This is a genomic window from Mucilaginibacter sp. dw_454, from assembly GCF_018449775.1.
Classification (GTDB): domain Bacteria; phylum Bacteroidota; class Bacteroidia; order Sphingobacteriales; family Sphingobacteriaceae; genus Mucilaginibacter.
Window position 1 is genome coordinate 246,703 of record NZ_JAAVVB010000002.1, and the last position, 13,565, is coordinate 260,267.

The 13,565-nt window shown below is 42.9% G+C and carries 14 protein-coding genes; 7 read left to right on the forward strand and 7 right to left on the reverse strand.

From position 1 onward, the window contains the following. Positions 1–83 precede the first annotated feature (83 nt). The gene (locus HB679_RS08275; RefSeq protein WP_214071496.1) at positions 84–1,838 is read right to left on the reverse strand and encodes a GNAT family N-acyltransferase; all 1,755 of its coding nucleotides are present in this window, start codon (positions 1,836–1,838) and stop codon (positions 84–86) included. Between the two features lie 71 nt (positions 1,839–1,909). Here HB679_RS08275 and HB679_RS08280 point away from each other — a divergent pair, with 71 nt between their 5' ends. From HB679_RS08280 to HB679_RS08290, 3 genes are read left to right on the forward strand one after another with little or no spacing between them, the layout of a single operon-like run. Next, the gene (locus HB679_RS08280; protein ID WP_214071497.1) at positions 1,910–2,779 is read left to right on the forward strand and encodes a helix-hairpin-helix domain-containing protein; all 870 of its coding nucleotides are present in this window, start codon (positions 1,910–1,912) and stop codon (positions 2,777–2,779) included. Further along, entirely contained in the window at positions 2,776–3,303 is a 528-nt protein-coding gene (locus HB679_RS08285; protein WP_214071498.1) for an adenine phosphoribosyltransferase, read from the forward strand. Before HB679_RS08280 ends, HB679_RS08285 begins: the two co-directional genes overlap by 4 nt. A gap of 12 nt (positions 3,304–3,315) precedes the next feature. Continuing rightward, entirely contained in the window at positions 3,316–4,578 is a 1,263-nt protein-coding gene (locus HB679_RS08290; RefSeq protein WP_214071499.1) for a glycoside hydrolase family 71/99-like protein, read from the forward strand. 116 nt (positions 4,579–4,694) lie between these two features. Here the strand turns inward: HB679_RS08290 and HB679_RS08295 are convergent, their stop codons facing one another. Beyond that, the gene (locus tag HB679_RS08295; RefSeq protein ID WP_214071500.1) at positions 4,695–5,912 is read right to left on the reverse strand and encodes a glycoside hydrolase family 76 protein; all 1,218 of its coding nucleotides are present in this window, start codon (positions 5,910–5,912) and stop codon (positions 4,695–4,697) included. Between the two features lie 420 nt (positions 5,913–6,332). On the opposite strand from HB679_RS08295, the gene HB679_RS08300 reads away from it, so the two are divergent. Beyond that, positions 6,333–7,442 (forward strand): acyl-CoA dehydrogenase, encoded by a 1,110-nt coding sequence (locus tag HB679_RS08300; protein ID WP_346345149.1) that lies wholly within the window; start codon positions 6,333–6,335, stop codon positions 7,440–7,442. A 43-nt stretch (positions 7,443–7,485) separates the two neighbouring features. Here the strand turns inward: HB679_RS08300 and HB679_RS08305 are convergent, their stop codons facing one another. The 5 genes from HB679_RS08305 to HB679_RS08325 form a co-directional block, all read right to left on the reverse strand. After that, positions 7,486–8,142, reverse strand: coding sequence for an outer membrane beta-barrel protein (locus HB679_RS08305; protein WP_214071502.1), 657 nt, complete (start codon positions 8,140–8,142; stop codon positions 7,486–7,488). Between the two features lie 190 nt (positions 8,143–8,332). Then, the gene (locus HB679_RS08310; RefSeq protein ID WP_214071503.1) at positions 8,333–8,932 is read right to left on the reverse strand and encodes an alpha-ketoglutarate-dependent dioxygenase AlkB; all 600 of its coding nucleotides are present in this window, start codon (positions 8,930–8,932) and stop codon (positions 8,333–8,335) included. After that, on the reverse strand, positions 8,919–9,188 hold the full coding sequence (locus tag HB679_RS08315; RefSeq protein WP_214071504.1) for an Ada metal-binding domain-containing protein: 270 nt from the start codon (positions 9,186–9,188) through the stop codon (positions 8,919–8,921). Before HB679_RS08315 ends, HB679_RS08310 begins: the two co-directional genes overlap by 14 nt. Further along, complete coding sequence (locus HB679_RS08320) at positions 9,185–10,033, reverse strand: methylated-DNA--[protein]-cysteine S-methyltransferase (RefSeq protein WP_214071505.1); 849 nt, start codon at positions 10,031–10,033, stop codon at positions 9,185–9,187. Before HB679_RS08320 ends, HB679_RS08315 begins: the two co-directional genes overlap by 4 nt. Before the next feature lie 69 nt (positions 10,034–10,102). Then, complete coding sequence (locus HB679_RS08325) at positions 10,103–11,683, reverse strand: ATP-binding protein (RefSeq protein WP_214071506.1); 1,581 nt, start codon at positions 11,681–11,683, stop codon at positions 10,103–10,105. A 224-nt stretch (positions 11,684–11,907) separates the two neighbouring features. On the opposite strand from HB679_RS08325, the gene rpsU reads away from it, so the two are divergent. From rpsU to raiA, 3 genes are all read left to right on the forward strand, one after another. Continuing rightward, entirely contained in the window at positions 11,908–12,102 is a 195-nt protein-coding gene (rpsU, locus tag HB679_RS08330) for a 30S ribosomal protein S21 (protein ID WP_214071507.1), read from the forward strand. Between the two features lie 87 nt (positions 12,103–12,189). Further along, positions 12,190–13,080 carry a tyrosine-type recombinase/integrase gene (locus HB679_RS08335; RefSeq protein WP_214071508.1) on the forward strand — a complete coding sequence of 297 codons (891 nt, stop codon included), beginning with the start codon at positions 12,190–12,192 and terminating at the stop codon, positions 13,078–13,080. 12 nt (positions 13,081–13,092) lie between these two features. After that, positions 13,093–13,440: a ribosome-associated translation inhibitor RaiA gene (raiA, locus tag HB679_RS08340; protein WP_214071509.1), complete on the forward strand. Its 348-nt coding sequence runs from the start codon at positions 13,093–13,095 to the stop codon at positions 13,438–13,440. The last annotated feature ends 125 nt before the right edge of the window (positions 13,441–13,565 follow it).

Genomic DNA, 13,565 nt, shown 5'->3' on the forward strand with positions numbered 1-13,565 from the left:
AGAGAAGGCTTTACATTTTGTAAAGCCTTCTCTTTTATAATACAGTTTTATTTATCCTCCCCATTGGGGAGGCCGGGAGGGTTCTACAAATTCTTCCCCAACTTATCCAAAGTATCCTGCGGCACGTTCTCCAGGTCCAGCACCAGAAAACCATCCAGCGCATCAGAGAACTTAGGATCGATGTTAAAGCTGATAATCTTGGCGTTAAGCCCGATATATTGACGTAATAGCACCGGCACCTTCATGTTGTGGGTTTCAACCTGCGAGATCAATTGATCGAGCGATTTGAAACTGTCTTCAGCACTCATCAATATGTCAGAGTCAATACTCGAGAAATCAACCTTGAATTTCTTACGCGGCTTAACGTATTGCGCCATGTCATGGTCAAAGTGATTACGATTAATGTAATCGACAATCAAAGACTTTGAGAATTTAGAAAAAGTATTGCTGATGCTCACCGGGCCAATAAGATATTGGTAACGCGGGTTGTCTATCAAGTACTTCAATATGCCTTTCCACAGCAAAAATAGTGGAAGTGGTTTTTGTTGATATTCCTTACGGATCCACGAACGGCCCAGTTCCAGGCTTTTGCGCAGTACCGGGGTAAATTGCTCTTTTATCTTAAACAGCTCGGCAATGTAGAACCCTTCTTTACCCAGGCTGTAAAAAATCTCATCGCCCAACCCAATGCGATAAGCGCCTACGATCATTTTAGCCTCGGTATCCCAAATAAAAAGGTGATGGTAATAAATGTCGTACTCATCCAGGTCGGTAGCTTTATTGGTGCCCTCGCCAATCTCCCGGAAAGTCACCTCGCGCAGGCGGCCAATTTCACGAATAATGTTGGGGATAGTCGATGTCGGTACAATAAATACCTCATAGTTTTTTTCTGTCCAAACAATATAGTTTTCGCGCAGCTTGCCAACCTCTTTCTCTAACGCAGCCGGGTCAATGCCCTTAACTATTTCCTCTTGTTTTTTTTTTATTTTGAAGAGATTTCGGGGGCTAAAGATCTTCTTCTCTTCCTCCAATCCAGAGCCCAGTGCATAAGTTCTGGCCCGCAGGTAGCTCAGTATTTTGGTGGCATTGTTATTATCAGGGATGTCTTCTACCTTGATAGGTTTGCCTATCCGCAGCCTGATGGTTTGACCTTGCTTATTGAATAGCTCTGATGGTAATTTAGCTGTACGCAGAGTAGGGTGGATCATGCTCAACAGGTTAAACAACAAGCCGTTGTTTCCATGGAAATATACCGGTATTACCGGTACTTTAGCTTTGGCAATGATCTTGCCTACTACTGGGTGCCATAACCTGTCGGTAACCTCTTGCTTGTCCAGTTTAAAGGTAGATACCTCGCCGGCCGGGAAAATGCCTATTGGCGTACCATCTGCCAGTAATTGTAAAGTGCTTTTTAACCCGCTGATACTTGATGAATGTTCAATATTTTCGAATGGGTTTACTGCTACAAAGAAATCACTCAGGTTAGGGATCTTCTTCAGAATAAAGTTAGCCATCAGCTTGGCGTCGGGGCGCGCCATTAACAGCATTTTTAACAAAACCATACCCTCAATGCCCCCATAAGGGTGGTTGGCTATCGCGATGAAACTACCGTTTGCTGGTATGTTTTTTAACTCATCCTCATCGTATTCAATCTCCACACCACAGCCTGCCAATATCGCATCAATAAACTCAATGCCTTGTTTAGGCTGTGCCTGGGCAAACAGATCGTTCACCTGGTTTATTTTCATTAACTCCATCAAGAAGGAAGCCAGCCCGGGTAGTTTGAGCCTGTCAAGCTTGGTGGCCTTGGCAAATTCTTCGGTAGTTATGATTTTCATTCGGTAAATAGATTTGTAGCATCAAATATCTTCTAAAATTATTACTTTAATCGAGTTTTTCAACCTGGTCAATGAAATCACGCCTAAAAAATTACCTTTCCATCACAAAGAAAGAGTGGAATGGAATGGTGGTCCTGCTATTTATTATAGCAATAGTGCTGGCGGCACCCTATCTGTATCAATATTTTCGTAAAGACGAACCCATTGATCTGAAAGAATTTAATAATGATCTAACCCTGCTTAAACAAGCCAATGGCGGCAAAGATTTCGAAACTGACAAGCATTTATCGGACACCAAAATAGCCAAGCCCGCTCTTTTTGTTTTTAACCCCAATAAGCTGCCTGCCGAGCAATGGAAACAATTGGGTTTTAGCGATAAGCAAGTCGGCATTATCAAAAACTATGAAGCCAAGGGCGGGCATTTTAATCGAAAAGAGGATGTGAAAAAGATCTATGGCATCGCTGATTCAGATTATAAACGAATAGAGCCATACATCAACATCCCTGACGAAGGATACGAGAGTAATAAATTAGCCGCCGGTGAAACCATTGAACTAAACAGCGCCGACTCAGCAAAGCTAACCCGCGTTCATGGCATCGGTCCGGCTTTCGCGCAGCGAATCATTGAGTATCGTCAACGATTGGGCGGGTTTTTAAATAAGGAGCAACTTGAAGAAGTTTACGGTATTGATACGACCAGGTACGCCGCCATTAAAAATCAGGTTACAGTTAATACATCACACATCACCAAAATTAAGATCAATGAGGTTGATTTTGAAGGCCTACGCAAATTTCCATATCTCACCAATAAACAAACTAACGCCGTTATCCAATATCGCACACAACATGGCAATTATCATTCAATAAACGATATGCAGAATATAGCTATATTGGATAAACTAATTTTGCGTAAAATTGAGCCATATTTAAGTTTTAAATGATAGACCAGCAAATTAAAGCAGCCGTACGAGATATCCCTGATTTCCCGAAGCCGGGTATCGTATTTAAAGATATTACCACCATTTTAAAAGACCCTAAGCTTTGTGCCGATATAGTTGATGCTTTTGTGGCGCAATTGCAGGGCACTCGTATTGATGCTATTGCCGGTGTAGAAAGTCGTGGTTTTTTATTTGGGCTGACGTTGGCTACCTGTTTGGGTGTGCCTTTCATTCCGATACGCAAGGCTGGAAAGCTGCCCTATACTATCCGTCAGAAAAAGTATGACCTGGAATATGGCACTGCGACAATCGAAATGCATACTGACGCCTTTGAACCTGGTCAGCATATTTTATTACATGATGATTTGTTAGCTACCGGCGGCACCGTATGCGCAGCCAGCGATCTGATAAAGGAGATGGGCGGCGTAGTAGCCGGTTTCAGCTTTGTTGTCGGACTAGGATTTTTAAATGGAAAAGAACGCATAGCCCCTATAAGCGATAAAATTATTGTATTGGCAGATTACTAAATTATAGCAACCATGAAATCAGCAGCTATCGTTGCAGCCTTTGTGCTGATGGCCATAACCGGCATCGCACAAAAATATGTGCCCGGCAACTCTACGCTAAACGGGAAAGTGATGTTTGGCTACCAGGGCTGGCAGGCTACCCCAAATGATGGTTCAAATAATAATGTTTGGCGTCATTACTTTGGCGGCAAAACTCCCGACGCACAACATGCCGATTTTGATGTATGGCCGGATATGCGCGAATATCCCGCCGATGTAACCGAGGCCACCAACATGCATTATCCGGATGGCTCGCCGGCTAAGTTGTATTCGGCTTATAAATATGGTGCGGTCGATCTGCATTTTAAGTGGATGATGGAGCACGAGCTGGACGGTGTTTTTGAGCAACGCTTTATCAGTGATATTCGAGGGGCCGGCGGGCGGAGGCATTTTAACCAGGTGGTTCGCAACGTGCAAAAAGCCAGCGAGAAATATCAACGCGTTTATTGTATGATGTACGATATATCTGGCGCCGGCCCTAACTGGAAAAAGGATCTGATAGCCGATTGGATGTTCCTGGTTGATTCACTGAACGTTACTAAAGGCAAATCATATCTGCATCACAACGGTAAACCGCTGTTGGCTATTTGGGGATTGGGCTTTGACCATACCACACCTTTTGCTTCTACAGCCCAGGCAGATTCATTGTTAGATTGGTTCCATAAAAATGCACCAAAGAAATACCAGGCTACTATTATGGGCGGTATTAATGACACCTGGCTGAAGCATACCGATGATTGGAAAGCGGTATATAATAAAATGGATATCATCAGCCCTTGGGCGGTTGGGCGTTTTGGCGATACTAACGGGGCTGATCGCTTCCGCGATCGGGCTATCATGCCTGACAAAGCTTATTGCGATGCGCATGAGATAGCCTATATGCCGGTGATCTTTCCGGGGTTTTCATGGTATAATTTACAGCATGGTAAAAGCCGTTTTAATCAGATTCCCCGTAATGGCGGTGAGTTTTACTGGCACCAAAGTTATAATGTGCTTAATGCTGGCGTGAAGATGGTATATATAGCCATGTATGATGAGGTTGACGAAGGTACAGCCATGTATAAAGCAGCTCCAACCGCTGCCCAGCGCCCCGCTGATGAGAAGTTCTTATCGTTAGACCAAGATGGCCTAATTCTTCCATCGGATTGGTATTTGCAATTAGCGGAAGCTACCAGTAATATTTTGAGGGGTAAGGCAAAGAATAGCCTGCAGTTACCTTTAGGGTTAAAAAAATAACCGCATTAGTTAAATAGAAAAGTCCGGGTTTTTGACCCGGACTTTTCTATTAATAGTAATCACTAAACGAGCAAGGTTTTTAAAGCCCTCCGCTTTGGGGAGGGTTGGGCGGGGTTTTAATGATACAAATAAGCATTATTCATCATAGAAACACCGGCAGAGGTTTGGAACGCATTCAGCACTTGTGTATCTGATGTACGAGTGCCCCAAACATTCCACATCAAACCTGATGAGTTACGGATAGACCAGGCTTGGCCGGCGTTCAAATCTAACCATGCGCCGTAGGTGCCTGATGTACCGGTATGCTGTACAAATTGGCAGGCCCAACGTGCAAAAATGCCTTTGCCGCCTTGCGTATCGCCGCTGCCGTTTTCATCGTTTAAGATGCCATTAGGCGAGCTGCATAGGCTGGCCATGGCATAGTTCATTGCCTTTTCGCCCATGCCCAGGTAATCAACCGTAGGGTACGAAGAGCGCAGCAAATCGCAAGCGCCGATAAAAGTACCTTGTGTGTAGGTTAAAGCGCCCTGGGTAATGGTTCCATTAGGTATGATGGCGCCGGCTACTTCTCCGGTGGTTGAATTGAACAGCTTACTTACCATCCAGTCCATGATTAGTTTGGCTTTGTTTCTATAGGTTGTGTCGCCTGTAGCCTGGTATATCAACATAGCGCAAATTACAGCCGGGGCGTTTACGCAGGTGTTTTTGGTGTTGTTGTCGGTATCCCACCATAAACCACCGCCCAGGGCAGTAGTATCCCAGGCTCGGTTATACATGAGGTTGAAATTGTTTTCAGCCATTGTCAGTTGCCCGCCATCACCGGTAATATGGTATGCGCGTATACACATGATCGCTCCCCAGGTTATATCGTCATTAAAAGTATTACTGCTCCATAAGGTACCGTACCCATCACGGACACCATTGTAAAGCGATTGGATCTTGTTAACAAAATCAGTACTTGGGTTTGCCACGTCAGCATCTATCAGCATCTCGATAGCTTCCTGCTGGGTCCAGAAATCCATACGGCCGGTATGGCCGTCATCTTTCCAATAGTAGGCTTTATAACCCGGCCCGTAAGTGCCGTATTGATTATAAAAGTGATTGTCATAAACCTGCATGGCCAGCAGGGCTTCGCTGCGAGCCGGAAATGGTGGCGGTGTGCCAGGCAGTCCTATACTCGTAGTGCTTGTTTTTAAGATAGATTGGCTGGTATTGTCTTTTTTACAGCCGGCCATAGTAAGGCCTAAACTTAAAGCCGCAATGGCCAGAGTTTTTGTGCCTGATTTAAAGAATGTGTAAGGTTTCGGAAGGTTAAAGTTTAGTTCTCTTTTCATAATAAATAATTTAGTTTTTATAACGGTTTACTTGCTCGTTCAGGAGAAACAGAAGGGGAAAGAGAGGTATACGCAGAAGGTTTACTCTTTGTTGGGCAAGATTCAGGTAAATATATCTTGGACAACACTTTATGATAAGTTTGTGTTTCAGCTATAAGTTAGAATCTGACGAATTCGACAGAATTTTGCTGTGGGAAAGAAAAATATTTTTAATTATTTATAGGGGCAATAAATACCTTTAAATCAACTAAACCTACTATCTGTACCGTATACTAAAATGGTCCCTTTTTACAGTGGGTTACAGCGAAACTATTGGGTAATAATTATCGTTCCTTTGTGATATATCTAACGTAAATTATGGACGCTTTATTAACTGATGTATCTGCCGGATACAATTTTTCATCGAATGACAACCAGGCAATGGTTGCGCAAATGGCGCGCGATTTTGCCGAAAAAAACATACGCCCGCATGTAATGGAATGGGACGAAACGCAAACTTTTCCTGTAGAGTTGTTTAAGCAACTGGGCGAACTGGGCATGATGGGTGTTTTAGTTCCCGAAGAATATGGCGGCTCAGGCTTTGGCTATTTTGAGTACGTAACCGTGATAGTGGAAATTGCTAAAGTATGCGGATCAATCGGTTTGTCGGTTGCTGCACATAACTCGCTTTGTACCGGCCATATCCTGGCTTTTGGTAATGACGAACAAAAGAAAAAATGGTTACCTAAACTGGCGACCGCCGAATGGATTGGCGCCTGGGGTTTAACCGAAGCTAACACCGGATCTGACGCCTTACACATGGCTACCACTGCGGTGCTGGACGGCGACCATTATATTGTGAACGGGTCAAAAAACTGGATCACACACGGTAAATCAGGCAATGTAGCGGTAGTGATGGTACGCACCGGTGAAACAGGCGATTCGCACGGGATTTCTGCCTTAGTAATTGAAAAAGGCACGCCAGGCTTTACCCACGGGAAAAAAGAAAATAAGCTGGGCATGCGCGCTTCAGAAACTACTGAATTGGTTTTTGATAATTGCCGGGTGCCAAAAGAGAATTTGTTGGGTGTAGAAGGGCAGGGCTTTATGCAAGCCATGAAGGTTTTAGACGGTGGGCGTATTTCGATAGCAGCCTTATCGCTGGGAATTGCCAAAGGAGCTTTTCAGGCAGCGTTGGCTTATTCAAAAGAACGCAGGCAATTTGGTCAGCCGATATCTAATTTCCAGGGGATCTCATTTAAACTAGCCGATATGGCTACCGAGATTGAAGCCGCCGAATTATTGATCATGCAGGCTGCCGATTTGAAAAATCGCCATTTGCCGGTTACCAAACAATCGGCTATGGCTAAATACTATGCATCTGAAGTTGCGGTACGTACAGCTACCGACGCTATCCAAATATTTGGTGGCTATGGTTACACTAAGGATTTTCCGGTAGAGAAGTTCTATCGCGATGCCAAGCTATGTACCATAGGTGAGGGCACTTCAGAAATTCAAAAGATCGTTATCAGCCGGGAGATATTACGATAAAAGGGTAAAAGGTGCACTCATTTATGAGTGCACCTTTTATTTGCTATTTACCAAGTACCCAAAATAAGGACAGGTATAAACCAGAGTTAATAAAATTAAAGTTGAAAGAATTGGTTTTGGAAGACGTTATACCGTCGCCTTTGGCGTGTGTATAGCCTAAGTTTGCCAAATTTGCTGCCAATCCCAATCTGCTGGTGGGGTAAAATACCAAATCAAAAGTAGCGCCGGCGCTGTAGCTGTTAGTATTACTTGTACCATAGCCGCCATTGTCAGGAAAGCCATTCGTTGTATTTTTACCATACATGTAGCCAATATATGGCCCAGCCCTGAAACCCACTTTGTTTTGATAGAGTACATACTTCTTTAGAAATAAACTTGCGCCGTAATTATCACTTTTAGTTTCATTCATATAATAACCGTTTATTCCATCGTTAGTTGTAGTTTGATTTTGATGGTTGTACGAAAGTGAACCACCAAACTCTAATCCGTCAGAAACAAAAAAACTATAGCCAGGCGCAATAGATAAGTATGTGTCTTTGTTGCCATTGATCATTAAACCAGATACAGTACTGGTGTTAGAACCGTCAATGTGCGTGTATCCAAGGGTAAGGGATAAATTTTGATTTCCTTTTTGAGTTTGAGCGTTCGAAATTTGGTAAGCGCATAGCAAGGCCGCGCAAAGCCCGATAATTTTTTTCATGTGATAAGTTGTTTAAATGAGCAGGTATAACGGGTGTTTTGCGGCGATATTTTGTCGGTTGTACGTTATTGTTGCGTTTTTTGAATTAAATTTTCAAACAACTCATTTTATATAATATTGCTTTTAAACTAGCGTTTTAGTTGGTTTTCGTAATAAAAAAATGACGTTTGGAGCGCACGATGGCCGTTTTTTACATCATTGTTCTAAAAGTGAGGTTAACCCTTGGTGTCTTAATTTTTGTAGCTTTTGGCAAGCTGTGCAACCAGTTGGTTTGGGTTGCGCCCTTCATTACTAACAAGCTGCCTTGTTCCAGTGCCAAGGCCACAGGTTCTTTGCTAACGCGATGTTTGAGCGCGAATTTTCGTTCGGCTCCAAAACTTAATGATGCTATGGAAGTGTCTTTACCTAAAGACTTTTCGTCATCGCTGTGCCAGGCCATCCCTTCGTTGCCGTCGTGATATAGGTTGAGTAGGCATGAATTGAATTTCTCGCCGGTTAATTGTTCTACCAGTGTTTTTAATTCCAGTAACTCTTTGGTCCAGCCGAGGGCTTGTTTGGTGGTATTGCTGTAGGTGTAACTGTATCCCTCATTGCCATACCACGCCACTTTTCTTTTAGTGATGATGTGTCGCCCAAAAATAACGGCCTCATCATTTTTCCATTGGATGGTATCGAGCAGGGTATTTAAATAGTTATCTGCATTTTCTTTTGGCATCACTTTGCCATAATAATTTACAATGCCATCGTAGGGCAGCAGATTAGTTATATGGTTGGGTTTATTGAGTTCCATTGTTTTGTTTCCAAAGTTTGTACATATCCCGCATGCAAATACCACAAGGGCGATAACCAGCATTGATTGCTTCTTGCTCATCGGCAAAAAATACCCTGTTCACTGTCTTCATGCGCTTGCCTGCATTACAAGTTAGTTCGCCGTAAATTTTTAATTTTTTGTTGCCGCCTAACGTTATCTCGTCTTTTATAATAAGCAATTGCAATGTTCTAAAGCGAGAGAAAGGAGTGGGGCCTAAGTCCAAATGGTTAATCATGAAGCCTGGGCTTTTGCCGCTTCCCAGCCAATCATAGCATTTTTACGTTGACTGCCCCAATGATACTGACCAATCTCACCGGTCGACTTAATCACCCTATGGCACGGAATCAAGAAAGCTACCGGATTGTCGGCAACTGCTGAACCTACCGCCCGGCTTGCATTGGGGTTCTGCAGGACACTGGCCAGACTGCCATAAGTGGTCAACCCGCCAACAGGAACTTTTAACAGTGTTTCCCAAACTTTTAGCTGAAATGGCGTGCCTTTTAAATGTAGTTTAATGTCGCCTAGCTTGTTCCAGTCCTGCGTGAATATATAAAGGGCACTTTGTTGAATTACATCCAGGAACTGGGTGTATTGCGCATTGGGGAACTTGCTTTTTAGCTCGGCAAATGCTTCGTCATTGCTGCCATCAACAAATGCCATGTAGCAAATACCTTTGTTGGTCGAAGCGACGATGATGATCCCGAAAGGACTCTCGGCAAAGCTGTAATTGACATTGAGGTGCTCGCCGCCATTTTTATATTCACCAGGCGTCATGCCTTCAACTTTAATAAACAGATCATGTAGGCGGCCGGTACCTGAAAGGCCGGTCGCGAAGGCAGTGTCAAATAAAGATGCTTGCTTATCTTTTAAAATAGATTTGGCGTGTTCAATACTCAGGTATTGCAAAAACTGCTTGGGGGTTACGCCGGCCCAGTCTTTAAACATCCGCTGAAAGTGGAAGGGGCTAAGGCTGACATGTTCTGCAGCCTCGTCAAGCGTGGGCTGGCGTTTGTAATTGAGCCTTAGAAATTCTATCGCTTCGGCTATTCTTTTATAATCAATTTCGTTTTGTGTTTCCATGATCGTTATCATTTACTGACACAAAAGTACCCTGCTCAGATATGCCATAAAACCCGATTCTTGCGCTTTTTACAACTCTATCGTATCGTCCAGCGGGATAGAGAACCAGAAGTTACTGCCAGTGCCTACTTCGCTGTCAACGCCTATCTTTCCGTTATGGCGGTTAATAATTTCTGAGCTGATATAAAGCCCGAGGCCAAGGCCCGAAAACTGGTGACCAAAAGCATCTACCCTGTAGTACCTGTCAAACAGATGCGGTAATTTCTGCGGATTAATGCCGATACCAAAGTCGCGAATACTCACAGTAGCATTTTTGTCGTCATGAAAAATGGTAATCTCAATACGCTTTTTTTGCGGCGAATATTTGATAGCGTTACCTATCAGGTTAATCATTACCTGGTCTATCCGGCGATAGTCTGCATAGATCATTAGTTCTTCATCGCCCATAAAAACAAACTCGTAATCATTAACCGGGTTAATATGCTCACAGCAATCTCTGATCAAATCAACCAAATCAAAGCGGTTTATATTAAGCGCCAGTTGGCCCTGTTGTATTTTGGTTACGTTAAGTAAGTCGTCTAATAAATGGGTAAGCTTGCTCAGGTTATTACTGGCTTTATTTACAAACATGGGCACCTTCTCTGATCCCGGATCGGTCTTAACCAATTTTTGTAAGATCTGTATTGAGGCGCTTAGTGATGTTATTGGTGTTTTGAGCTCATGGCTGGCCACGCTGATAAACTCGTCTTTACGCATTTGCAACTGGTATTCTTCGGTAACATCCTGTAAGATGCCGCTAAACTGGTGTGGATTACCGTTGGCGTCAAATTTGGCGCGGCCTGTAGCTTCAACAATTCTGCTGTTGCCTTGCTTATCTTGTATGGTATAGATTACGTTGTAGTTGCCGTCAGATCCTTTTTCTAAGGCTTTAGCAATAGCTGCTGACACACGCTCGCGATCTTCTTCCACGATAGCAGCTAAGGCATTCTCTAAGTCAATTTCTTCATCGCCGTCCAGGCCAAACCATTGTTTAAGGCGATTATTGCCAATGAATTTATAAGTGACAGGGTTCAGATCCCAGGTGCCTAAATCTGCCGCTTCAACGGCAAATTCCAGCTCATTCTTGGCGGCTTGTACACTGTTATAAGAATGTACCTGCCCGGTTGTTTCGGTGCATACTACCAATACACCACCGGGTTCTCCGGTCCCATTCATTACTTTACTGTAACCAAAAGTCCAGTAAACATCTTCTAATTTATTGTTTCTATAAATAGGTATGAGCTGATTTTCGCTCCAGGTTGGTTCGCCGGTTTCCAGTACATGGTCTATCAGTGGCTTTATTACCGGCCAGATCTCGGGCCAGCACTCAAGCCCTCTCTGCCCTAAAGCTTTTGGATGTTTGCCATTTTGCCCCAAACTTGGGCGATAGGCATCATTATAAAATTGTATCAACTCAGGACCCCACCATAAAAACATAGGGAACTTAGAGTTTAATATGATATTGATAGTAGTTAGCAAGCTTTGCGACCAGCCCTCGGGATTACCCAATGAAGTACCTTCCCAATCAAAATCGCGGGTTAGCTGCCCCATTTCGCCGCCGCCCTGTAAATAGTAACTATATGATGCTTTGGCGCTATTGTTTGTGGTCATGGATCGATAAAAAGTCGGAGCTAAAGATAAGTAGATTGAACATATGTGGCACAAAATAGTTTTCCTGTTGGTTGTAAATTTGAGGATATGTTAATGTTTTTTTACAAGGACACCTGCAGTTAAAGCAATTTTGCCAGGCGCGTTTCTTTTAATTCCAAAAAACCTATTTGAAAATCAAAACATTGTGTGTACATTTGCCATCCCGAAAGGAGGTATATTGGAATATGATCATAATCAACGTTAAAGAAGGCGAATCATTAGACAAAGCATTAAAACGCTTCAAGAAGAAATTTGAGAAGACCGGTGTTTTGCGCGAACTACGCAGCCGTCAGGCATTCGAGAAAAAATCTGTGGCCCGTCGTCACGAGATTAAGCATGCCATTTACAAACAAAACATGAACCTTGATATTACTGCTTAATTCTTTGTAAAAAGAATTTCAGTTTTTCTTGTAAACATATATAAAACTATTTGTACATTCATTCTTTTGGATGCGCAAGTAGTTTTTATGTTTTTAGACCGGTTTATACAGTATATCCAATTCGAGAAACGGTACTCTCCGCATACCGTATCAGCCTATCGGTCAGACCTGGATCAGTTCGTTAAATTTATAAGCGATCCTGAGCAGCCCACCGCACATCCCGAAGAAATCACCCATCACCAGATTCGTAACTGGATGGTGGAGCTCATGAACCAGGGGCTTACCGCCCGTTCTATCAACCGTAAGATTGCTACCCTGCGCAAATACTTTAAGTTTATGGTGCAAGAGGGTATTATTACCGCTAATCCTGCCTCAAAAATTAATACGCCTAAAATACCCAAACACCTGCCCGTTGTGGTAGAAGATGCGCGCCTAACCCAAATGCTGGACAGCGGCGAAGTTTTTAGCGACGACTTTAAAGGCGTGCGTGATAAACTAATCGTCGAGATGCTGTTTGGCACCGGCATGCGTCTGTCTGAATTGCTAGGGATTAAAGACACCGATATCAATGTTTATGAGGGCACAGTAAAGGTTTTGGGCAAGCGTAATAAGGAGCGCATTATCCCCATGAACCAGGAGCTGCGCCACTTGTTATTGAAATACAATGACTTAAAGAAAAGTGAAAATTTCGGTAACAATTCATTAACATTGATCGTTACAGATAAAGGGGCAAATGCATATCCAAAACTAATTTATTTGACAGTGCACAAATATCTATCTCACATATCAACCCAAAATAAAAAAAGCCCCCATGTGCTGCGGCATACGTTTGCCACCAGCCTTTTAAATGCAGGAGCCGATTTGAATGCGATAAAAGAATTACTGGGTCACGCCAACCTGAGCGCTACCCAAATTTATACGCATAACTCTGTTGAACGATTAAAATCTATTTACAAACTTGCCCATCCAAAGGCATAAAAAGGAGGAACCATGAAAATTACAGTGCAATCAATTCATTTTACTGCAGACAAAGGATTATTAGAGTTTATTCAGAAAAAAGCAGACAAGCTGGAAACCTTTTATGATAACATTATAAATGGCGAAGTTTATTTAAAGCTTGAAAACGTAGAAGACGAAGCCAATAAGATAGCTGAAATTAAGCTGCAGTTACCCGGTAATCAAATTTTTGCGAAGGAACAATGTAAAACTTTCGAAGAGGCCACAGACCTTGCCATTGAGAGCCTGCGCAAACAAATTGCCAAGCATAAAACAAAGAAAGAGATTGCTGCTCAACAGGTTAAAAAGGCCGTACTGGCATCAACCAACGAGGAATTTTAACGTTTAAAAACCCATAATATTTATGAAAAATCGGCAGCTCAAAAGGCTGTCGATTTTTTTTGATAAAAAATTTTGTTGGGCGTTATTTATTTGTAAATTTGCAATCCCTTTCGGAGAGGTATGTA

What these genes read in the sequence shown, in the direction of transcription:
- HB679_RS08275 (WP_214071496.1), bottom strand. Translation starts at nt 1,838, where the DNA reads ATGAAAATCATAACTACCGAAGAATTTGCCAAGGCCACCAAGCTTGAC.
- HB679_RS08280 (WP_214071497.1), top strand. Translation starts at nt 1,910, where the DNA reads ATGAAATCACGCCTAAAAAATTACCTTTCCATCACAAAGAAAGAGTGG.
- HB679_RS08285 (WP_214071498.1), top strand. Translation starts at nt 2,776, where the DNA reads ATGATAGACCAGCAAATTAAAGCAGCCGTACGAGATATCCCTGATTTC.
- HB679_RS08290 (WP_214071499.1), top strand. Translation starts at nt 3,316, where the DNA reads ATGAAATCAGCAGCTATCGTTGCAGCCTTTGTGCTGATGGCCATAACC.
- HB679_RS08295 (WP_214071500.1), bottom strand. Translation starts at nt 5,912, where the DNA reads ATGAAAAGAGAACTAAACTTTAACCTTCCGAAACCTTACACATTCTTT.
- HB679_RS08300 (WP_346345149.1), top strand. Translation starts at nt 6,333, where the DNA reads ATGGTTGCGCAAATGGCGCGCGATTTTGCCGAAAAAAACATACGCCCG.
- HB679_RS08305 (WP_214071502.1), bottom strand. Translation starts at nt 8,142, where the DNA reads ATGAAAAAAATTATCGGGCTTTGCGCGGCCTTGCTATGCGCTTACCAA.
- HB679_RS08310 (WP_214071503.1), bottom strand. Translation starts at nt 8,932, where the DNA reads ATGGAACTCAATAAACCCAACCATATAACTAATCTGCTGCCCTACGAT.
- HB679_RS08315 (WP_214071504.1), bottom strand. Translation starts at nt 9,188, where the DNA reads ATGATTAACCATTTGGACTTAGGCCCCACTCCTTTCTCTCGCTTTAGA.
- HB679_RS08320 (WP_214071505.1), bottom strand. Translation starts at nt 10,033, where the DNA reads ATGGAAACACAAAACGAAATTGATTATAAAAGAATAGCCGAAGCGATA.
- HB679_RS08325 (WP_214071506.1), bottom strand. Translation starts at nt 11,683, where the DNA reads ATGACCACAAACAATAGCGCCAAAGCATCATATAGTTACTATTTACAG.
- rpsU (WP_214071507.1), top strand. Translation starts at nt 11,908, where the DNA reads ATGATCATAATCAACGTTAAAGAAGGCGAATCATTAGACAAAGCATTA.
- HB679_RS08335 (WP_214071508.1), top strand. Translation starts at nt 12,190, where the DNA reads ATGTTTTTAGACCGGTTTATACAGTATATCCAATTCGAGAAACGGTAC.
- raiA (WP_214071509.1), top strand. Translation starts at nt 13,093, where the DNA reads ATGAAAATTACAGTGCAATCAATTCATTTTACTGCAGACAAAGGATTA.